Origin of the sequence: Ottowia thiooxydans, from assembly GCF_040548795.1 — a bacterium.
GTDB classification, from domain to species: domain Bacteria; phylum Pseudomonadota; class Gammaproteobacteria; order Burkholderiales; family Burkholderiaceae_C; genus Ottowia; species Ottowia thiooxydans_A.
The window spans coordinates 1-20,039 of record NZ_JBEPSH010000001.1; the positions used below are offsets into that span (position 1 = coordinate 1).

Genomic DNA, 20,039 nt, shown 5'->3' on the forward strand with positions numbered 1-20,039 from the left:
GAGCCTGCATGCATGAACACGACTGGTTGCCCAGTTCCGCCGGTATCCCAATACCAAAGGCGTGCTCCCCCGACATCAATCCAGCCTTCCTGGGCAGGGGCCTGCACGGGCATAGATTCAAGGGACCAAACAGGAGCTCGCGGGGCGCGGGAGTTTTCGTTCATGAAGGCTCTGCGTGAGGGTGACACTCGTATTCTGGCGAACAGAACTGCAGTTGTCTCCGATCGCCGTTGCAAAGCAGCTATGTTCGCCCTCGCCGCACACGGCTCAAGGACATGATGGCCTGTATCAGCCATTGGAGACAAAAAAGCCTCGGCTTCTTGAGAAACCGAGGCTTTTAGGGGATAGTTTGGAACGGTGTGGGACCATTCAAAACTGATTTTTTGGCGGAGCAGGCGGGATTCGAACCCGCGGTGGGCTATTAACCCACACACGCTTTCCAGGCGTGCGACTTAAACCACTCATCCACCGCTCCGAAGCCCGCTATTCTAGCAAGAGTTTGGGCCACTTTTGGCCCCCCTGGAAAATGAGTTTGTTGACTGCCTGCGCCAAATGCAAAAAAAGCGGGCCGCAGGGGCCCGCTTGGTCAATGGATTGGACCTTGCTCAGGGAGCTGAACGATTGGCCTGCACCATCTTCATCGCAGAGCTGATGAGCGCAGAGACTTCGGTCATGTTGGACGGCACGATCAGCGTGGTTTTGGCATCGGCTGCTACCTTGCTGTAGGCGTCCACGGATTTCTCCGCCACCTTGAGCTGCACCGCTTGCTCGCCGCCCGGAAGCCGGATAGCGGCCGCGACGCGCTCGATGGCCTGCGCAGTCGCTTCGGCCACTGCAGTGATAGATGCCGCTTCACCTTGTGCATTGTTGATGATGGACTGCTTTTCACCTTCAGAGCGCGCAATGAAGGCTTCACGCTCACCGGTGGCGATGTTGATCTGCTCCTGGCGGCGACCTTCAGAAGCGGCAATCAGAGCGCGTTTTTCACGCTCGGCAGTGATCTGCGCCTGCATGGCGCGCAGAATCTCGGCAGGCGGTGTCAAATCCTTGATCTCGTAGCGAAGCACCTTCACGCCCCAGTTCAAGGCCGCTTCGTCGATGGCTTGCACCACCTGGGCGTTGATCATGTCGCGCTCTTCAAAGGTTTTGTCGAGTTCCAGCTTACCGATCACGCTACGCAGCGAGGTTTGCGCCAGTTGAGTGATAGCCACCACATAGTTGCTGGAGCCGTAGCTGGCACGCATGGGGTCGGTCACCTGGAAATACAGAATGCCGTCTACCTGCAGTTGGGTGTTGTCTCGCGTAATACAGACTTGGCTGGGCACGTCCAGAGGAATTTCCTTCAGGCTGTGCTTATAAGCCACGCGATCGATGAAGGGCACCAGAAAGCTGAGGCCGGGCGTCAGGGTGACGTTGTATTTCCCCAGCCGTTCCACCACCCAGGCATTTTGTTGAGGCACCACCTTGACTGCACGGGTGATGAAGACGACTGCTATTACAAACAGGACGATTGCGATTTCCAAAGCGGTTTCCTTTCAGGGAAGGGGGATGGGAGGGGTTTCAGATCACTTCAACCAGCAGGCGGCTGCCTACCAGTTCAACGACGCGGTGCATGCCGGGCTGAGGGATGACGCCCGGGCGGTGTATGGCGGTCCATTGCGCGCCACGGTAGCGGATTTGTGCGGTGCCGTCGGCGCTCCAGCCGGGAATCTCCACAGTTTCTCCTACATCAAGGTTCACGCTCCGCTGCGCACGGGCCGAGGGGTCCCCTGGCTTGCGGCGCCGTACAAAGTAACAGATGAGCACCGAGCCTCCGCCCACCACGGCGGCAACGATCAACTGTGTAGCCAGGGAAGCGCCCGCCATGGCGGCCAAGGCGCCCGCAACCAAGCCGATGCTGAGCATCAGCAGATAAAAAGTGCCGGTGAACAGCTCCAGGGCCACCATGGCGCCAGCGGCGATCCACCACATCGTCGATTCGGCCATTACGCCTCCTGTACTATTGATTCTGACGGTCACTGTGACCATATGACGACATTCTGAGGCAAAAAGCGCCCTAGACGCCGCACTGTCTTTCCAATTCCGTACACTTCGCCGCTGCATTGCCATACGTGGCGGGAGCCTGCCTTATGAAATTTCGTTTTCCCATCGTCATCATTGACGAAGACTTTCGTGCCGAAAACAGCTCTGGTTTGGGCATTCGGGCCATGGCCGATGCCATACAAGCCGAAGGCTTCGAGGTACTGGGCGCCACCAGTTACGGTGATTTGAGCCAGTTCGCGCAGCAACAAAGCCGCGCCAGCGCGTTCATTTTGTCCATTGATGACGAAGAGTTCTCTGCAGCGGCACCGGAACTCGACCCCGTTGTGGTGAATTTGCGTAACTTCATACAGGAAGTGCGACGCAAGAACACCGATGTGCCGATCTATATCTACGGTGAGACCAAGACCAGTCAGCATTTACCCAATGACATCCTGCGGGAGTTGCATGGTTTTATTCACATGTTCGAGGACACGCCAGAGTTCGTGGCCAAGCACATCATCCGTGAAGCCAAGAGCTACCTCGAAGGTATTCAACCCCCATTTTTCAAGGCGCTGCTCGATTACGCCGAAGACGGCTCGTACTCGTGGCACTGCCCCGGTCACTCGGGCGGGGTGGCGTTTCTGAAGAGCCCCATCGGCCAGATGTACCACCAGTTCTATGGTGAAAACATGCTGCGCGCCGACGTCTGCAATGCCGTCGAAGAACTGGGCCAGTTGCTCGATCACGATGGCGCCATCGGTGAGAGCGAGCGCAATGCGGCGCGCATCTTCAATGCCGACCACTGCTTTTTTGTGACCAACGGCACCTCCACCAGCAACAAAATGGTCTGGCACCACACAGTGGCGCCGGGCGATGTGGTGCTGGTGGACCGCAATTGCCACAAGAGCAATTTGCACGCCATCATCATGACCGGGGCCATTCCCGTGTTCCTGAAGCCAACTCGCAACCATTTCGGCATCATTGGACCGATCCCGAAGTCCGAGTTCGAGCCCGAAACCATCAAGGCCAAGATTCGCGCCAACCCGCTGCTCAAGCACGTGGACGCAGACAAGGTCAAGCCACGCATCTTGACCCTCACGCAATCCACCTACGATGGCGTGCTCTACAACACGGAAACCATCAAGGGCATGCTGGATGGCTACGTAGAGAATCTGCATTTCGACGAAGCCTGGCTCCCACACGCCGCGTTCCACCCCTTCTACGGCACCTACCATGCCATGGGCAAGAAGCGGGCACGCCCCAAGCAGTCTGTGGTGTATTCCACGCAGTCCATCCACAAGCTGCTGGCGGGGATCAGCCAGGCCAGCCATGTGCTTGTGCAGGACTCGCAGAACGTCAAGCTGGATCGCTACCTGTTCAATGAGGCCTACCTCATGCACACCTCGACCAGCCCGCAGTACAGCATCATTGCCAGCTGCGATGTCGCAGCCGCCATGATGGAGCCTCCTGGCGGCACAGCTATGGTGGAAGAAAGCCTGGTGGAAGCGCTGGATTTCCGCCGCGCCATGCGCAAGGTGGAGGCCGATTTCGGCAAGAACGACTGGTGGTTCAAGGTTTGGGGCCCGGACAAGCTCAGCCCTGAGGGCATGGGCCGCGCGGACGACTGGATCATCAAGAACGGCACCACGCGGGCGAGCAACTGGCACGGATTTGGCAAGCTGGCCGCCGGCTTCAACATGCTGGACCCCATCAAGGCCACTATCGTTAATCCGGGGCTTGATCTTGACGGAAAATTCCACAAGACAGGCATTCCGGCGTCCATCGTGACCAAGTATCTGGCTGAGCACGGCGTGGTCGTTGAAAAGACGGGCCTCTACAGCTTTTTCATTATGTTCACCATCGGCATCACCAAGGGCCGCTGGAACACCATGCTGACAGAGCTCCAGCAGTTCAAGGACGATTACGACCGCAACCAGCCGCTCTGGCGCATCATGCCGGAGTTCTGCCAGCACCACAGGCGCTATGAGCGCATGGGTCTGCGCGACCTTTGCCAGCACGTGCACCAGCTGTACGCCAAGTACGACATCGCCAGGCTGACCACCGACATGTACCTCTCGGAGCTGCAGCCGGCTATGAACCCGTCAGACGCCTACGCCTGCATTGCGCGGCGCAAGGTGGAGCGGGTGGAGATCGACCAGCTTGAAGGTCGTATCACCGTGGGTCTGGTGACTCCCTACCCACCAGGTATTCCGCTGCTCATTCCGGGTGAGGTGTTCAACAAGAAAATTGTTGATTACTTGAAGTTTGCGCGTGAATTCGCGCTGATGTGTCCGGGCTTCGAGACCGATATCCATGGTCTGGTCGAGGTCAGAGATGACTCAGGTGCGGTTCGTTATTACGCCGACTGCGTGGCAGAAGACGGTGCCCCCCAACAGGTCACTCCAACCACAACTATCCAGGATCTTCTCGAAACCCAGAAAGATTCCCCTTACGTGACTGCGAATTGACCAGCTGAGGTTGACAGCATCCTGATAAAGGCTACCCTGAGGGTCTGTTTGAGTCCCCTTGGGGGTGCATCCAGGGGCAGACAGGATAAGAACCTGTTCGCGATCCCCTGCGAGATCGTGGACGGGTTCGTAACAACCGAAAGGAGAAACAATGTTTCCTGAGTACCGCGACCTGATTCACAAGCTGAAAATGGAGGATGCCCATTTCGCGCGTTTATTTGAGAAGCATCATGTGCTCGATCATCAGGTCAAACGCATGACAGACGGTCAGGAGCCCGCGTCGCAAGAACAGATCGAAGTCTTGAAGAAAGAGAAGCTTCAGATCAAAGACGAGTTGTATGTCATCTTGAAGAAAGCTGATCCCCAGGCTGTGTGAGTTAATTCAGCCGAAAGAACCCGCCAGGACATGGCGGGTTTTTTATTGGGCACACTCCCTCAGAGGGTGCCGAGCGCAGTTAAGATTTTGTTGCTTACAAAATGGCTTTGAGCGCTGTGACCAAGGCGTCGCACTGCGTGGGCGTTCCAATGCTGATTCTCAGGTATTGGGCAATGCGGGGCTGCTTGAAATGGCGCACCAGCACGGCCCGCTCTCGCAAAGCTGCCGCCAGTTGTGCCGCGTCGTGCTTTGGGTGGCGCGCGAATACAAAATTGGCTTCCGAGGGCAGCACATCAAAACCGAGGTCCTGAAGCTGCCCGCGGAGCATGTCCCTGGCCTGCATCACGTCGTGTCGAGTCTGATCGAACCAGGCCTCGTCTTCCATGGCCGCAATGGCGCCTGCGCTGGCAAGTCTGTCGATAGGGTAGGAGTTGAAACTGTCCTTGACCCTCGTCAAGCCTTCAATCAAGACGGCCTGGCCGCATGCGAAGCCCACTCTCAAGCCTGCTAGCGAACGCGATTTGCTCAGAGTCTGCGCAACCAGCAGATTGGGGTATTGCTGAACCAGGGACAGCGCGGAAGTGCCACCAAAATCCACATACGCTTCATCGACCAGGACCACGCGATCAGGACAGGCGCGAAGCAGGCGCTCTATGTCTGAGAGGGGCAAGCCAATTCCCGTAGGCGCGTTGGGGTTGGCTATGACGATGCCAGCACAGCCTTTGGCGGCGCGTTCCACCAGTGCATCAACATCAATGCGCAGCGCCTCATCCACTGGCATCAGCTCAGCTTCAATGTCGAAGAGCTGGGTGTAGACGCGGTAGAAGCTGTAGGTGACATCCGGGAAAAGCAGCGCCTGACCCGGTTGGCGGAAGAAGGCAGAAAAAGCGTGTGCCAGGACTTCATCCGATCCATTGCCCACAAACACCTGGTCCGGCTGGAGGCCGTGACGCGTGGCAATGGTCTGGCGCAAAGCCAGCGACTCAGGGTCGGGATAGCGTTCCAGTCCTGTCGCCGCAGCCTCTCCGATGGCAGCCAGAACAGCGGGAGAGGGTGGGTAGGGGTTCTCGTTGGTGTTGAGCTTGATCAGCCCGGCAATGCGCGGCTGTTCGCCGGGCACATAGGGTTGAAGCTTGGCCACAGGCGGACTCCAGAACGCAGGGGTATCGGTTTGCATGAAGGTATTGTTTCTAGTGATCGGGGAGTTGGGGCTCTCGGAAGACGGCGTCTCGCCACGGACGGCCAGGCCCTCCAAATTCGAGCAACTCGTTCCAGCAATCAGAGATTATGCGAGTCTTGGTATTTGCTGGGACCGCCGAGCTCCCGCTCGGCATGCCTATCTGGCAACACTGATGTGCCAGCGGGCACTCAGGGCGAACGAAGCGCGCGGGCAAGGACTTCAAAAATTCGCTTGTCCAATGACTGCGCTACATTGAAGCGCAAGAAGTTGCTGGCAGTGAGCGATTGGCTGAACGCATTGCCGGGTGCCAATACCACGCCTTCTTTCAAGCAAAAGCGGGCCACGCTGGCAGCGTCCAGGCCTTCAGGCAACTGGCACCAGAGAAACATGCCGGCCTGCGGCGTCAGCCACGGCTTGATCCCAAGCGCATTCAGTTTTGCAGCGGTCTTGGTCATCGCTTCGGTGAGATGCCGCTTCAGGTTTTCGAGGTGCCGTCTATACCCACTGTCAGTCAGCGCGGTCAAGATGATTTCCGCGGCAAGCTGCCCTCCGCCGAACGAGGTGGCCAATTTCAGGTCACACAGGCTTTCCAGCCAGTCTGCTCGCGTGGCGATGTAACCGCAGCGTACTGAAGCTGAAATGGTCTTCGAAAAACTGCTGATGTGCACGACACGCGCGAGCCCGTCAAAGGCCGCCAGTCGCGGTGCGTGCGTGTTTTCAAAGTCAGAGAAGATGTCGTCTTCTACGATCACCAGGTTGGAGATGTCGGCAAGCTTCAGTATGCGGTGAGCAATGGCGGGGGAAAGCGCAGCGCCCGTCGGATTGTGGATGCCTGAATTGGTGATGTAGAGCCGCGGCGTGTGTTCGCGCAGTGCAGCCTCAAATTTTTCAAGATCCGGCCCGTGGGGCGTGTAGGGAACTCCGACGACACGGGCGCGGTGTGCCTTGAGCAAAGCGTGGAAATTGAAATAGCAGGGGTCATCGACCAGCACGGTGTCGCCAGGTTCCAATAAAAAGCGGCAGATCAGATCGATGGCCTGCGTTCCTGATTCAGTCAGCATGATCTGCTCTGGCGCAGCCTGAATGCCATTTCCTGCCAGTCTGCGCGACAGAAATTGCCGCAAGCCTGGATGACCGAGGGGCGTGGCGTAGTCGGCTAAGACGTTGGACTCTGCCCTTGCCAGTGTGCGCAGGGCACGGCGCACACCAGCTTCGTACATCCATGAAGGCGGCAGCCAGCCGCAACCAGGTTTGAGCGTGGCGGCTTCTGCATCCAATGATTGCCGGGAGACCCAGAGCGGGTCCACTTGCCTGTCCAATTTGGGCCCCATCTTGGCAAGGGCCAGTGGCGCCACCGGGCCTGCCACAAAAAAGCCGGACCCAGGCCGGGAGGCGATAACGCCCTCTGCCGCCAGACGCTCATAGGCCTCCACGACGGTAGAAACCGAAACCTCCAAGGCTTGCGCTTGGGCCCGCACTGACGGCAGGCGAAAGCCGGGACCATACGCGCGGGAGGCTATCCGGGCTTGAACTTCAGCCATGACCAATTGGATTCGGGTGATGTTTTGCCTCATTGACTTAATCGTATTGGTTCTGTGTGCATTACAGTTATTTTTAATTGTAGTGGATTGTGCTTGGATTATTGGGCGGGTTAGTGCTCCACTTGCTCTCTTGTTAAAGAGGTTCCGATGCATGAATCACGAAGTGGCTGGATCAATGGTCTTGCCGGGGTCACCATATTTGCCGGATCGCTGCCTGCTACCCGCGTGGCAGTTTCCGATTTCAATCCCACGTTTTTGACAAGCGCTCGCGCGACGCTGGCCGCTGTATTGGGTTTGTTTTTCTTGTTGATGCTCCGCCAACCCCGGCCCAAGGTCGCAGAAGTAAGTTCGCTGGCCCTTACGTCGTTGGGCGTGGTGGTGGGTTTTCCGCTGCTGACTGCCCTGGCACTTCAGCACATCACTGCTGCGCACTCCATCGTTTTTGTGGGCTTGTTACCCCTTTGTACTGCGGCCTTTGCCGTGCTTCGCGCGGGTGAGCGCCCTCAGCCGGCGTTTTGGCTGTTTGCTGCGGCCGGTGCGGCCTGTGTTGCCGGATATGCGGCGCTCGGGCGCGGGGAAACCTCGTTGACCGGGGACTTGCTCATGGTGGCGGCTGTCGTGGCTTGCGGGCTCGGCTATGCCGAAGGAGCGCGCCTGACCCGAACATTGGGAGGCTGGCAAGTGATCAGTTGGGCGCTGGTGCTGTCACTGCCCGTCATGCTGCCTGTAGCCCTCTGGAGCATGCCTGCCAGCTTTGAGCATGTGAGCACGCCAGCCTGGCTCGGGCTGATCTACGTCTCATTGTTCAGCATGTTGATAGGCTTCATTTTCTGGTACCGCGGCTTGGCACAAGGGGGCATTGCCGCAGTGGGACAACTTCAACTGTTGCAGCCCTTCATAGGGCTCGCGCTGGCCGCTCTGCTGCTGCACGAGAACGTGAGCTGGATGATGCTCGTGGTCACGCTCGCAGCCGTTGTCTGCGTCGTAGGTGCGAAGAAATACGCCGCCAGATAGCGCCGCAGGCCTCTTTGGCCCCCTGGGAGCGCCAAGCTCCAGCTTGGCAACAGGGCGTTTGAGAAGAACAGAAGAATTGCCAAGCTGGAGCTTGGCGCTCCCAGGGGGTGCCAGCGCACACTCCGGCTCTAGTCAAAATCAAAAAGCCGCGGAGCAGGCCATGCGTGAGTAGCCGCGGAGCTGGCTTTGCCAGGCCGCTGGCTGCGTCCCCGGAGGGGGAAGGCGCGCAAGCGCCACAGGGGGGAGGCTCTGTCCGCCGCGGAGCTGGCTTTGCCAGGCCGCTGGCTGCGTCCCCCCGAGGGGGAAGGCGCGCAAGCGTTCACACAGAGCCAAGATGCCAAGCAGGAGCTCGGCGGTCCCCAGAGGGTGCCAGCGCACACTTTGGCTCTAGTCAAAATCAAAAGGCCGCGGAGCAGGCCATGCGTGAGTAGCCGCGGAGCTGGCTTGGCCAGGCCGCTGGCTGCGTCCCCCAGAGGGGGAAGGCGCACAGCGCCTCAGGGGGATACTCAGTTACCCAATACTGTCCGAGCTAATACCTGCCGTTTGACTGAAGCCGCCATCCACATAGGTAATTTCTGCGGTCACGCCGCCAGCCAGATCGCTTAGCAGGAACGCGGCCACATTGCCTACGTCATCAATGCTCACGTTGCGGCGCAGGGGAGAGCCTGCGGCCACAAAGCCAAGCAACTTGCTGAAGTCCTTGATGCCGCTGGCCGCCAGGGTTTTGATGGGCCCTGCGCTGATGCCGTTGACGCGAATGGAGCGACCATCTGCTGTGCGGCCCACCGCCTCAGCCAGATACCGTACAGAAGCCTCCAGAGATGCCTTGGCCAGCCCCATGGTGTTGTAGTTGGGGACGGTACGCAGCGCGCCCAAATAGCTTAGCGTGAGCAAAGCGGCTTTATCGTTCAGGAAGGGCAGGGCGGCCTTGGCCATGCCCGGAAAACTGTAGGCGCTGATGTCGTGCGCGATCTTGAACGACTCGCGCGAAAGACCTTCTAGGAAGTTACCGGCGATAGCTTCGCGCGGCGCAAATCCGATGGCATGAACGAAACCGTCAAACTTCGGCCACGTGGCCGAGAGATCCTGGAACATCGCGGCAATCTGATCGTCGTTGCCCACGTCGCAATCGAAAATCAGTTTGGAGTCGAACTCGGCGGCAAAATCGGTGATACGGTCCTTAAAGCGTTCACCTACATAGCTGAAGGCAAGTTCAGCGCCTTGGTTATGGCAAGCGCGTGCGATGCCATAGGCGATTGAACGGTTGGAAAGAACGCCGGTAATCAACAATTTCTTGCCAGCGAGAAAGCCGGTCTTCTGGCTCATGCGTAAACGCTCCTAGATGTATTAGCTGCGGAATTGTCGCATGTCGAGGCCACCGGGCAGTGGCAGGCCACAGGTTGCCTTTTTCAAGTAAAAGCAGCATTTTTTTAAATTCACGGCAGAATCCCCAGCATGCGACTTTTTTTCGGTGCCCTGATTCTTGGTCTGTCAGCCTCTGCGTGGGCCGCCCATGGCTATGCGTTGTGGGGAGAGCTCAAGTATCCGCCGGGGTTCACGCACTTTGACTATGTCAATCCGCAAGCGCCCAAAGGCGGTGAATTGCGCCTGGTGAGCAACACACGCTATTCCACCTTCGACAAGTACAACCCCTTCACCATGAAGGGCTCGCCTCCCGCCTATCTGAGCAATCTTCTGTTCGACAGCTTGCTCACAGGTTCCATGGACGAAACCAGCAGTGGCTACGGCCTGCTGGCTGAAGACGTCAAGGTGTCCGATGATCGCCTCTCGGTGGTGTTCAGGCTCCGGCCAGAAGCCCGGTTTCACAACGGCGATCCTGTCCGCGCTGAGGACGTCAAGCACAGCTACGACACGCTCATGAGTCCACAGGCCTCACCAGGGTATCGGACGATGCTGCACGAAGTCGCAGGTGTGGATGTCATTGATTCGCGGACCGTGCGCTTTCGCTTCAAGGTGCCCAATCGGGAACTTCCCTTGACTGTCGGTGCGATTCCGGTGTTCAGCCGCAAATGGGGAGCGGGCAAACCGTTCGATGAAGTGGTGACGGACACACCCATTGGGAGTGGTCCCTATCGCATAGGCCCTGTTCGATTTGGACGTGACATCACCTATGTGCGCGATCCCCAGTATTGGGCACGCGATCTGAACGTGGCGCGAGGTGCGTCGAATTTCGAGCGAATCACGGTAAAGATCTACCGTGACAACACGGCCCGGCTGGAGGCAATGAAGGCCGGAGAGTTCGATTTCATGACGGTCTATTCGGCAGGCGACTGGGCTCGCAGAATTACTGGGCGGCGCTTTAACACTGGCGAGTTAGTGAAAAAAGAACTGCAGCACAAGCTCCCAGCCGGCTTCCAAAGTTATGTCCTCAATATGCGTCGGCCAATGCTTCGCGACCCACGTGTTCGCGAGGCATTGAGTTTGGCCATTGATTACGAGTGGATGAACCGGCAGATGTTCTACGGCGGCTATCCTCGCGTGAAGGATTTTTTTGGCAACACGGTTTGCCAGGCCACGGGAATGCCTGATGCCGACGAGTTGGCTTTGCTGGAGCCTTGGCGCGGCAAGGTGCCTGATGCCGTCTTTGGTCCCATGTATGAACCCCACAATACCGAGAAAGCGGGGCAGTCATTGCGCGACAATCTCCGCAAGGCCAAGGAACTGCTACGCGAAGCAGGGTGGACTTACCAAAACGGAGCCTTGCGCAACGCCAAAGGCCAAGCCATGGTGCTGGAGTACCTGGATAGCCGGGAGGGAGGGATTCGCACGGTGGGTCCCTGGACTCAGAACCTTGAGAAATTGGGTATCCGGCTTCGGTTTGCTGCGGTCGATTTTGCGCTCTATCAGCAACGGGTAGACAAGTTCGAATACGACATCATCAGCCTGAACATACCTGGTACGCCTTATCCGGGCCAGGAACTCGAGCAGCTTTTCGGCAGCAAGTCAGCGGATGTTGAGGGTAGCGCAAGCTACGCAGGTGTGAAAAGCCCTGCGGTAGATGCTCTGGTCAAGCGCGTCGTGAGCGCGAGCAGCCTGCAAGAGCTCTTGCCCGCCTGTCACGCACTGGATCGTGTCATCATGCACAGTCATTACCATATCCCTCAGTGGACGCTTTCCTCGCATCGACTGGTCTATAACGCTCACAAGCTGGCTTACCAGCCACCGATGCCGGCGTATGCGCGGGCAGAGGAGTGGGTGATGTCCACGTGGTGGTCCTTGCAGCCTCAGGCGAGCAAGCCATAGGGCCATCAGCGTGACACTGGTCCTTTGATTTCAGGCATTTGAGTCGGGTCTTGAAAAACTATGTTTGCCTATATCGTCAAGCGCCTTTTGTTGATGCTCCCTACCTTGTTGGGAGTACTGCTGTTGACCTTCGTGGTGCTGCAATTTGTGCCCGGCGGCCCGGTCGAGCAGTATTTGATGGAAGCGCGCAGTTCGGCCGGCGGTGGTGTGGAATCTGGTGGCATCACCTACCGAGGCAACCAGGGCGTCGATCCCAAGCAGCTGGAACAAATCAAGGCGCTTTACGGATTCGATAAACCTGCCCATGAACGGTTCTTCCAGATGCTGGGCCAGTTTGCGCGTTTTGATCTTGGCCATAGCTTTTTCCAGAACAAGGACGTCTGGACGCTTGTGAAGGAAAAGCTGCCGGTCTCCATCAGCCTGGGGCTGTGGACGTTTTTCATCAGCTATCTGATCTCAGTGCCGCTTGGCGTTGCCAAGGCGGTACGAGCCGGTTCGCGTTTTGACATGGTCACCACGCTCATCGTGTTGGTTGGCTACGCTATTCCGGGCTTTGTGCTGGGCGTGGCCTTGTTGGTGATCTTCGGTGGGCAGCTGCAGTGGTTTCCCCTGCGTGGACTCACTTCTGCTAATTGGGAAGAGCTCAGTTGGCCAGCCCGAATAGTTGATTATTTGTGGCACATCACGCTTCCCGTGACCGCCATGGTATTGGGTAGCTTCGCCGTCACGGCGATGCTGACCAAAAATTCATTTCTGGAAGAAATCCGCAAGCAATACGTGCTGACGGCACGAGCCAAGGGTTTGAGTGAACGGCAGGTGCTTTGGAAGCACGTTTTCCGCAACGCGCTGATTCCGCTGGTCACAGGTTTTCCGGCAGCCTTCATCGGCGCATTTTTCACGGGCGCGCTGCTCATTGAAACTCTGTTTTCGCTCGACGGCCTGGGTTTGCTCAGCTATGAGAGCGTGATCCGGCGCGACTACCCGGTAGTTCTCGGCACGCTCTACTTGTTCACACTCATTGGCCTGTTCACCAAATTGATCAGTGATCTATGCTATGTATGGGTTGACCCACGAGTGAAGTTCGATTGACTCTGATGAGCTCTTGGCCAAAGTAGTCTATGGTGCGCGCCAAACCATGTTTCAGTGGGGTACTGGGTTGCCAGTTCAAGCGCTGGCGTGCCAGTTGAATGTCTGGCATGCGTTGGCGAGGGTCGTCCTGCGGCAATGGTTTGAGCACGATGCTCGAGGCACTGGCAGTCATCTCCCGTAGCATCTGAGCCAGTTCCAGGATCGTGATTTCTTCCGGATTTCCCAGATTGACGGGGCCCGTAAATCCCTGTTCGGAATTCATCATGGCGATCAGACCGCTCACCAGGTCATCCACGTAGCAGAAGCTTCGAGTCTGTGATCCGTCCCCATATACGGTAAGGTCCTGGCCACGAAGCGCCTGGACAGCGAAATTGCTAATGACCCGGCCATCATCCAACTGGGTGCGAGGGCCGTAGGTGTTGAAAATTCGGACCACCTTGATGTCGACCGCGAACTGTTGGTGATACGCAAAAAACAGCGCTTCTGCACAACGCTTGCCTTCGTCATAGCAGGCGCGCAATCCAATCGGATTCACATGGCCCCAATAACTTTCAGCTTGAGGGTGAACTGCAGGGTCTCCATAGATTTCGCTGGTGGAAGCCTGCAGAACCCGGGCACCGGTGGCCTTTGCGAGCTCGAGCACATTCGTAGCGCCAGCCACGTTGGTGCGAATGGTCTGCACTGGGTCAAGTTGGTATTGAACGGGGGAAGCCGGACAGGCGAGGTTGTAGATCTGGTCCGCCCGAACGTTCAACGGCAATGAAACGTCCTGTTGAATCAACTCGAACCGGGGATGGCTCAGCAATGTATCGATATTGCGCGGCGAACTGCTGACGAAATTGTCAAGGCAGACAACCGAGTGACCGTTGCCTAGAAGTCTATGGCACAGGTGGGAGCCTATGAAGCCTCCGCCGCCGGTCACGAGTATGCGCTGCTTTTCGCGTTGGTCCATGGACAATCCCGTCTTTTCAGTCCGTCGTTCGGTTTGGCGTTCATGAGGCTGTTGACGGCACGCGCGACCATGCAAGCACGTCAAGACCTGGGTAGACGATCTCCAGGATGGGCAAGGTTACCAGCCTGGTACCTTGCGACACTCTGTAGCGTACCCAGGCGTCGAATATGCGTTCTGAGAGGAAGCTGATATCTCGCCTTTGGTAGGAGTCTTCGACACGCGCAGGCACCTTCTCGTCGAAGATTCCCAATACGTCAAACCAGATGGAGCACAACTCGTCGAAGTGCTCCCAGTGGGTCACGAACAGATTGTTGGCGTAGAACGCCTTCGAACCGAAGCTTTCAGCCAGAAAGGGCGTCAGGTAAGGATGCCGCTCGACGATCAGGTTAGTGATCTCGCAAAGATCGTTCGCGTTGTGCACGCTGGCGTATTGATCCCAGACGTTCATGCCGACATCCAATGGCAGTGCCGTCAGGATGGTGTCCGGGTTTGATTGGAGTGCCAGCTCGGCATGATGCCTGGCGGTGTCGGCAGCCCGGTCGGTATAGGCTTCGAATGTCAGTTGTGAGGTGCGCGGACGATCGCGGCCTTCAAGGGTATGGGAAGAGGCCTCGGCGTGTGCCTGTGCCTCCCCACGTGAAAAGTCCAGAAATCTCCTGTAGTGGCAAAAGCCCACAAACTCCGTTTTCGGACCGTTTCGCCAGACTTCATTGATGCCGGAAAGTTCGCACCATCGCTTGTTGTCAGGTGAGGTGGCCGCAGCTTCGGCACGCTCACCCGGGAAGGCGTTTTGTGCAGCTTCTCCCACATAGACGGGTGTGATGCCGGTGCCCGTCGCCAAGGGCAGTCGCTTGTGATAGACGGCGTACATCGCTGCACCCGGCTCGCGCCCATGGCTTGCAGACGAGCGGACTGCTCGAAAAGCCGTGCTGATCCTATCTGCCTTGAACAGTTGGAAGCGATAGCTGTAGTAGATTTCCCATTCATGCGCAGGCAGTACCAGCTCCGTCGATTTCTTTTGATGAACCCTCTGTTGAATTTGCGATGAGAACGGATGAAAAAGATCCAGCAAAAGGCCGCTGTAGTGCTGCAGCAAGGCCTCGTTGGTATGAATTTCGAACCGGATTCCGGTGCGTGAAAGAAGCTCCACCATCTCAGACATTTGGGGAAGAGCTCGTATGAATCTCTCCTGTAGCCAAAGCGGAACGCTTTTGCCTGCTCGTTGCAACGCCAAAGCAAGCTCCAGATCGCTTTGCCTGGCTGGTGAGCCGCAGGGCAGTGACAAGATCACTTCCCTGCGTGCCACGCGCACCAATTCATTCAGTGCCCGGGCCCGCTCCGGCTTGGCAACAAATTGCAGAGCGTCTACACAGACCACGTAGTCAAATGCGTTGTCGGCAAAAGGCAGGCAGAACAAAGACCCAGCAACGGGTTCGGTCCATGCTGAGGCGGGGTCTGCTCGGGGCCCCGCTTGCAGCGTAGTCACCTTTCGTTGGAGAAGATCAGAGATGTTCTGCGAACCTCTTCCCACTTCCAACACACTCAGCAGCGGATCAGCCAGCTCGGGGCTATCTCTCAGAATTCGTTGGTAGCGGATTTGATGGTTCAGCATGAATGCATTCAGGCTGCGGCTAAACCAGTGTGTACTTGTTCAATGATGGCGGGTTCCAGTGCCGGTATACCGCCCTGAGTGAGTTCCCACGAACTGACTCCTCGAAGGCGGAGGAGATCCATCAGCTCCATCCGAATATCAGGGTGTGAAAGTGCTTGTCCTTCGACAATGACGAGCTCCAGATCCAGCGGCAGTTCTTGCACCATCAAGGCGCAAAATTCCTTGACCAAACCAAGTTCCATGATCTCCGTTGCCATCTCCTCCGCCGAATCACGAGGCGCATGTTGAAGTTTCTTGACTACCGCGTTGCGGATAGGCAATCCATTCATGGTTTGCTCATTGAACAGGCGATGGAGCAGGTCATCAGTGCTGTAGCTGTTGTTGTCGTGCGCAATCAGCCGCGTGATGGCGGTTTTGCCGATCCCGCTATCCCCGTGGACCAGAATGACCGAATTCTTTTTGCGCCTGCAGTGGTACACATGCCGAGGAACGGGGTCGCCGCTTTGTGCCACGCTTGGCCCTATGTAGCGAATGGAAAAGTCGGCCAGTAGGGTATTTTCCAGGTGGCTTCTAGTTGGGTAGCGCATGGGTCCGTCATGGCGCTGTATGACGTGCCATGCCTGATTGGGCGCGGAAGCCCACAGGCCGCACTCCAGTACCAGCGTACCGCCAGGCGCTAGAAGCCCCGACAAATGGCGCAACAGTTCGCGTTGCCGATCTTCATAATGAATGGCCGAAAGAAAGAAAATCACGTCGTATTGCCCTGACTGGACGTCCCACCAGGATTCGTTGGTGAACGTGGCGTCTGGCACAAGCTGGCGTGCTGCTTCGATGAAGTGGCTCGATCGGTCGACGCCATGCACAGAGGCCGCACCCTGACTCATCGCTTCCCGGCAGAAAAATCCTTCATTGCATCCTAGATCAAGAATGCGCTTTCCACGCAGCGGCGGAATGCCTTGCTCAGTGGCGAGTTCACTAAGGCGGAGCGCCTCCAACTTGTTCTGTGAATTCGATGCGCCGTCTCCCTTCCCGTCAATACTTTGATATCTGCCAGGTGTTGATTTCTTCACCAAGGGTTGCCAACCGTTTTGAGTGAGCACCTCTATCTCAAAGCTCTGACGTTGCTGTTCGTCGGGCAACCCTGGAAAAAGGAAGCCAAACTTCCGGTGGCCGGTAATTCCGAAGTGTTCTGCAACGTCCGGCCTGTCAGTCGCTGTGGTGCTGCGGCTGATTTCACGCCCCCCAAGACACAGCCGGAGATTGAGCAGCATGCCCGGGTTGCTGGGTGCAATTGCCCAGCCCGAGACTAATTCCGGTGAGACGACATCGATGTGTCCCGATATGATCATCCTCAATTTCCTCTGCAAAATGAGTGCTTGATGCAGGCAGTTCAGGCCTCTAATTGATTGATTCAGCAGGTGAAGCCCTACCGGCCGCGGCGCACCGACTAGCAGTATGTTCTCCAGGCGGCTTGTGCTGTTTGACCTGCAATGGGGCGATCATAGTGTCATCTCTACGGAAGATTTTTCGCGACGCGCCGAATGCTTTAGGCCAAAATGTCCGCGCAAGCCTAGCCCGACTGGATGGACAAGCCGTTCTATATTGAAAGACCCGAATACACTTGACTGCGTGACTGCCGCATTTTCTTCCTCCCCCACTTCCGAGCGGTGCCTCTACACAGGTAAGGGGCCGTGTACTTGCACGAAGGACAAGCCATGAGCGACAGCCCAGCGTTAGTGCTCTCGCCGCGGGCTCGCGCCTGGCAGCGGTTCAAGCGAAATCGCCTGGGGTTTTGGAGCCTGATTCTTTTTGTGACCCTTGTCGTGCTTAGCCTTTTCGCCGAGGTGCTGTCCAACGACGATCCGTTGCTCGTCCGCTATGAAGGGAAGTTTTATTTTCCCGTAGTCAAGACCTATTCGGAGAAAACCTTTGGGGGTGACTTCGAAACCGAAACGGACTACTTGGACCCGTTCATCAAACAGCAGTTCTCCAAACCCGGCAACTGGGCGGTGTACCCACTCAACCCCTACGGTGCGAAAACAATCAACTATTTCGCCAAGTCCCCTAACCCTGCGCCCCCCACCACTGAAAATTGGCTGGGTACGGATGACAGGGGGCGCGACTTGCTTGCGCAGCTTATCTACGGTTTTCGAGTGAGTGTGCTGTTCGCGCTGGCACTGACGGCGGTAGGTACTCTGCTTGGCATTGCGGCTGGGGCATTGCAAGGCTTTTTCGGTGGCAAGACCGACCTGGCGATTCAGCGGTTCATTGAGATATGGAGCTCAATGCCCGAGCTCTATCTACTCATCATCTTCAGCGCCATCTTTGCACCCAGCGTGGGCCTGTTGCTGGTTTTGCTCAGCCTGTTTGGGTGGATGGGCCTCTCGGATTACGTGCGAGCTGAGTTTCTCCGAAACCGCCAGCTGGACTATGTAAAAGGGGCGCGGGCTTTGGGGGTCTCCAATGGGCAGATCATCTGGCGCCACATTTTGCCCAACAGCATGACGCCTGTGGTGACGTTCTTGCCCTTTCGCATGAGTGCGGCCATTTTGGCCTTGACCTCTCTCGACTTCCTGGGGTTGGGCGTTCCCCCTGGTACACCCAGCCTGGGCGAATTGCTCAGCCAGGGTAAAAACAGCATCGACGCCTGGTGGATCTCGCTATCCACCTTTGGTGTGCTGGTGATGACCCTGCTGTTGCTGACTTTCATGGGCGACGCCCTGCGCGATGCGTTGGATCCAAGGAAGGCGCAATGACTGAGCGCGATTTCTCACAGAGCGTGGAGCCGTTACTGAAGGTGGAACACCTGACTGTGGCGTTTGGAGGCAGGCCAGTCGTCGACGATGTCAGCTTCAGCATAGCCCCCGGCGAAAAGCTGGCCTTGGTGGGCGAATCAGGTTCCGGCAAGACAGTGACCTCATTGGCTCTGCTGCGCCTGCTGCCGGATGCGCAAACAACCGGGCGCGTACTGTTCAACGACGGCGGCCAGTCGCGTGAGCTGCTTGGACTGCCTGAGCGTGACATGCGCGGGCTGCGTGGGGACGACATTGCCATGATTTTTCAGGAGCCCATGACAGCTCTCAACCCACTGATGACGGTGGGTGAGCAGATTGCCGAGGTGCTTCGCCTGAAGCGCGGCCTGTCGGGTGTTCCGTTGGCAGAGGCTACCGTCGATCTGCTTGCGAGCACAGGCATTCCCGAGCCAGCACGGCGCGCCAGCGCTTACCCTCACCAGCTCTCCGGCGGCCAGCGTCAGCGCGCCATGATTGCCATGGCTCTGGCTTGTCAACCCAAGCTGCTGCTTGCTGACGAACCTACTACAGCACTGGATGTTTCCCTGCGCGGGCAGATTCTTGATTTGCTCGTGAGCTTGCAGCAAAAAAATGGCATGGCTGTGCTGCTCATCACACATGACCTCAACCTGGTGCGCCGCTTCGCAGATCGCATCGCCGTCATGCAAAGGGGGAAACTGGTGGAGCAGGGCGCTGTGGTCGATGTGTTCGAATCGCCAGAGCACCCCTATACCCGGAAGCTGCTGGACAGCAAGCCAGAGCGTGATGTGGTGGAACCCAATGGAGAAGGGCCGCTGTTGATGGAGGCACGGAACTTGCGGGTGGGTTATCCCGTGCCCCTGCCAGGTTTGCGCGGTTGGTTCAGAAAAAGTGAGTTTGTTGCGGTGCAAGACGCCAGTTTCAGCTTGCTGTCGGGTCGCACCTTAGGCGTCATTGGCGAATCTGGTTCTGGAAAATCAACGGTGGCGCTCGCCGCCCTGGGGTTGCTCCCCTTTACTGGCGACCTTGAACTGGAGGGCGGCAGGCGTTGGCAACGAAAGGCCGGGGCCGACAAGCCGCTGCGCCGCTTGGTGCAAGTGGTGTTTCAAGACCCTTTTTCCTCTCTTTCTCCCCGTATGACCGTGGAGGAGATCGTAGGAGAAGGCTTGCTCGTGCACGCCCCTGAAGTGAGCGCGGTGGAGCGTACCGAACGTGTTCGTCAGGCGCTTGGCGAAGTCGGCCTTGAAGAATCGCAGTTTCCGCACCTGCTATCGCGATACCCCCATGAATTTTCAGGGGGTCAACGACAGCGGATTGCCTTGGCGCGCGCTTTGATTGTCGAACCCCGTCTTTTGGTGCTCGACGAACCGACCAGTGCACTGGACGTCACTATCCAAAAGCAGGTGTTAGGCCTTCTTCAGCGCTTGCAGCGTGATCGTGGGTTGGCCTACCTGCTCATTACGCACGACGTTGACGTGGTTCGCGCCATGGCGCACGACGTGATCGTGCTCAAAGACGGCGAAATCGTGGAGTCGGGTTCTATAGCACAGGTGCTTGACACCCCGCAACACCCGTATACCCAGAGACTGCTGGCGGCGGTGTGAAGCCCCTTGTCTGGAAAACCCCACGTCTATTCGGCTTCATGGATCCGCCAGCAATATGAAACGGGTGGTTATTCTCTCATTGGGCTTTCGCGTCGCCTAAACAATGAATGCATCGCGGATAATCGTTCGCGATGCTTCAGTCACCG

The 20,039-nt window shown here is 57.4% G+C and carries 15 protein-coding genes and 1 tRNA gene; 7 read left to right on the top strand and 9 right to left on the bottom strand.

All coding sequences use genetic code 11. From position 1 onward, the window contains the following. Positions 1 to 384 precede the first annotated feature (384 nt). The 3 genes from ABIE13_RS00005 to ABIE13_RS00015 all read right to left on the bottom strand — a co-directional run bounded on the left by ABIE13_RS00005 (position 385) and on the right by ABIE13_RS00015 (position 1,986). Positions 385 to 475 (bottom strand) — tRNA-Ser (locus ABIE13_RS00005). Positions 476 to 605: 130 nt separating this feature from the next. Further along, positions 606 to 1,523: an SPFH domain-containing protein gene (locus ABIE13_RS00010; protein ID WP_354440056.1), complete on the bottom strand. Its 918-nt coding sequence runs from the start codon at positions 1,521 to 1,523 to the stop codon at positions 606 to 608. A gap of 37 nt (positions 1,524 to 1,560) precedes the next feature. Beyond that, positions 1,561 to 1,986 (bottom strand): NfeD family protein, encoded by a 426-nt coding sequence (locus tag ABIE13_RS00015; RefSeq protein ID WP_354440058.1) that lies wholly within the window; start codon positions 1,984 to 1,986, stop codon positions 1,561 to 1,563. 143 nt (positions 1,987 to 2,129) lie between these two features. Between ABIE13_RS00015 and ABIE13_RS00020 the strand changes: the two genes are divergently transcribed. After that, positions 2,130 to 4,490, top strand: a complete 2,361-nt coding sequence (locus ABIE13_RS00020) for an arginine/lysine/ornithine decarboxylase (protein ID WP_354440060.1) — start codon at positions 2,130 to 2,132, stop codon at positions 4,488 to 4,490. 151 nt (positions 4,491 to 4,641) lie between these two features. Beyond that, a complete protein-coding gene (locus tag ABIE13_RS00025; RefSeq protein WP_354440062.1) occupies positions 4,642 to 4,866 on the top strand; it encodes a YdcH family protein in 225 nt (74 codons plus the stop codon). A gap of 94 nt (positions 4,867 to 4,960) precedes the next feature. On the opposite strand, the gene hisC is transcribed toward ABIE13_RS00025, so the two are convergent. Together hisC and ABIE13_RS00035 are read right to left on the bottom strand one after the other, a co-directional pair. Then, on the bottom strand, positions 4,961 to 6,043 hold the full coding sequence (gene hisC / locus ABIE13_RS00030; RefSeq protein ID WP_354440064.1) for a histidinol-phosphate transaminase: 1,083 nt from the start codon (positions 6,041 to 6,043) through the stop codon (positions 4,961 to 4,963). Between the two features lie 191 nt (positions 6,044 to 6,234). After that, the gene (locus tag ABIE13_RS00035) at positions 6,235 to 7,587 is read right to left on the bottom strand and encodes a PLP-dependent aminotransferase family protein (RefSeq protein WP_436278362.1); all 1,353 of its coding nucleotides are present in this window, start codon (positions 7,585 to 7,587) and stop codon (positions 6,235 to 6,237) included. A 147-nt stretch (positions 7,588 to 7,734) separates the two neighbouring features. Between ABIE13_RS00035 and ABIE13_RS00040 the strand changes: the two genes are divergently transcribed. Then, the gene (locus ABIE13_RS00040) at positions 7,735 to 8,601 is read left to right on the top strand and encodes a DMT family transporter (RefSeq protein ID WP_354440068.1); all 867 of its coding nucleotides are present in this window, start codon (positions 7,735 to 7,737) and stop codon (positions 8,599 to 8,601) included. 510 nt (positions 8,602 to 9,111) lie between these two features. On the opposite strand, the gene fabI is transcribed toward ABIE13_RS00040, so the two are convergent. Next, the gene (fabI, locus tag ABIE13_RS00045; RefSeq protein ID WP_354440070.1) at positions 9,112 to 9,927 is read right to left on the bottom strand and encodes an enoyl-ACP reductase FabI; all 816 of its coding nucleotides are present in this window, start codon (positions 9,925 to 9,927) and stop codon (positions 9,112 to 9,114) included. 129 nt (positions 9,928 to 10,056) lie between these two features. Here fabI and ABIE13_RS00050 point away from each other — a divergent pair, with 129 nt between their 5' ends. Together ABIE13_RS00050 and ABIE13_RS00055 are read left to right on the top strand one after the other, a co-directional pair. Continuing rightward, the gene (locus ABIE13_RS00050) at positions 10,057 to 11,865 is read left to right on the top strand and encodes an extracellular solute-binding protein (RefSeq protein ID WP_354440072.1); all 1,809 of its coding nucleotides are present in this window, start codon (positions 10,057 to 10,059) and stop codon (positions 11,863 to 11,865) included. 60 nt (positions 11,866 to 11,925) lie between these two features. After that, entirely contained in the window at positions 11,926 to 12,954 is a 1,029-nt protein-coding gene (locus tag ABIE13_RS00055; RefSeq protein ID WP_354440073.1) for a microcin C ABC transporter permease YejB, read from the top strand. On the opposite strand, the gene ABIE13_RS00060 is transcribed toward ABIE13_RS00055, so the two are convergent. Genes ABIE13_RS00060 through ABIE13_RS00070 form a run of 3 tightly spaced genes read right to left on the bottom strand, consistent with a single transcriptional unit; the run spans position 12,905 to position 16,867 of the window. Beyond that, positions 12,905 to 13,906 (bottom strand): UDP-glucuronic acid decarboxylase family protein, encoded by a 1,002-nt coding sequence (locus ABIE13_RS00060; protein ID WP_354440075.1) that lies wholly within the window; start codon positions 13,904 to 13,906, stop codon positions 12,905 to 12,907. The two genes, ABIE13_RS00055 and ABIE13_RS00060, sit on opposite strands and share 50 nt — an antisense overlap. A 40-nt stretch (positions 13,907 to 13,946) precedes the next feature. Continuing rightward, positions 13,947 to 15,518 carry a DUF4422 domain-containing protein gene (locus ABIE13_RS00065; protein ID WP_354440076.1) on the bottom strand — a complete coding sequence of 524 codons (1,572 nt, stop codon included), beginning with the start codon at positions 15,516 to 15,518 and terminating at the stop codon, positions 13,947 to 13,949. An 8-nt stretch (positions 15,519 to 15,526) separates the two neighbouring features. Further along, positions 15,527 to 16,867, bottom strand: a complete 1,341-nt coding sequence (locus ABIE13_RS00070) for a class I SAM-dependent methyltransferase (RefSeq protein ID WP_354440078.1) — start codon at positions 16,865 to 16,867, stop codon at positions 15,527 to 15,529. A 366-nt stretch (positions 16,868 to 17,233) separates the two neighbouring features. Here ABIE13_RS00070 and ABIE13_RS00075 point away from each other — a divergent pair, with 366 nt between their 5' ends. Continuing rightward, entirely contained in the window at positions 17,234 to 18,274 is a 1,041-nt protein-coding gene (locus ABIE13_RS00075; RefSeq protein ID WP_354440080.1) for an ABC transporter permease, read from the top strand. Next, positions 18,271 to 19,893: an ABC transporter ATP-binding protein gene (locus ABIE13_RS00080; protein ID WP_354440081.1), complete on the top strand. Its 1,623-nt coding sequence runs from the start codon at positions 18,271 to 18,273 to the stop codon at positions 19,891 to 19,893. Before ABIE13_RS00075 ends, ABIE13_RS00080 begins: the two co-directional genes overlap by 4 nt. Positions 19,894 to 20,039: the final 146 nt, after the last annotated feature.

Bases quoted from the DNA above. Each gene is read 5' to 3' on its own strand.
- ABIE13_RS00050 (WP_354440072.1), top strand. From the start codon at position 10,057: ATGCGACTTTTTTTCGGTGCCCTGATTCTTGGTCTGTCAGCCTCTGCG.
- fabI (WP_354440070.1), bottom strand. From the start codon at position 9,927: ATGAGCCAGAAGACCGGCTTTCTCGCTGGCAAGAAATTGTTGATTACC.
- ABIE13_RS00060 (WP_354440075.1), bottom strand. From the start codon at position 13,906: ATGGACCAACGCGAAAAGCAGCGCATACTCGTGACCGGCGGCGGAGGC.
- ABIE13_RS00020 (WP_354440060.1), top strand. From the start codon at position 2,130: ATGAAATTTCGTTTTCCCATCGTCATCATTGACGAAGACTTTCGTGCC.
- ABIE13_RS00075 (WP_354440080.1), top strand. From the start codon at position 17,234: ATGAGCGACAGCCCAGCGTTAGTGCTCTCGCCGCGGGCTCGCGCCTGG.
- ABIE13_RS00055 (WP_354440073.1), top strand. From the start codon at position 11,926: ATGTTTGCCTATATCGTCAAGCGCCTTTTGTTGATGCTCCCTACCTTG.
- ABIE13_RS00080 (WP_354440081.1), top strand. From the start codon at position 18,271: ATGACTGAGCGCGATTTCTCACAGAGCGTGGAGCCGTTACTGAAGGTG.
- ABIE13_RS00065 (WP_354440076.1), bottom strand. From the start codon at position 15,518: ATGCTGAACCATCAAATCCGCTACCAACGAATTCTGAGAGATAGCCCC.
- ABIE13_RS00025 (WP_354440062.1), top strand. From the start codon at position 4,642: ATGTTTCCTGAGTACCGCGACCTGATTCACAAGCTGAAAATGGAGGAT.
- hisC (WP_354440064.1), bottom strand. From the start codon at position 6,043: ATGCAAACCGATACCCCTGCGTTCTGGAGTCCGCCTGTGGCCAAGCTT.
- ABIE13_RS00040 (WP_354440068.1), top strand. From the start codon at position 7,735: ATGCATGAATCACGAAGTGGCTGGATCAATGGTCTTGCCGGGGTCACC.
- ABIE13_RS00035 (WP_436278362.1), bottom strand. From the start codon at position 7,587: ATGGCTGAAGTTCAAGCCCGGATAGCCTCCCGCGCGTATGGTCCCGGC.
- ABIE13_RS00070 (WP_354440078.1), bottom strand. From the start codon at position 16,867: ATGATCATATCGGGACACATCGATGTCGTCTCACCGGAATTAGTCTCG.
- ABIE13_RS00015 (WP_354440058.1), bottom strand. From the start codon at position 1,986: ATGGCCGAATCGACGATGTGGTGGATCGCCGCTGGCGCCATGGTGGCC.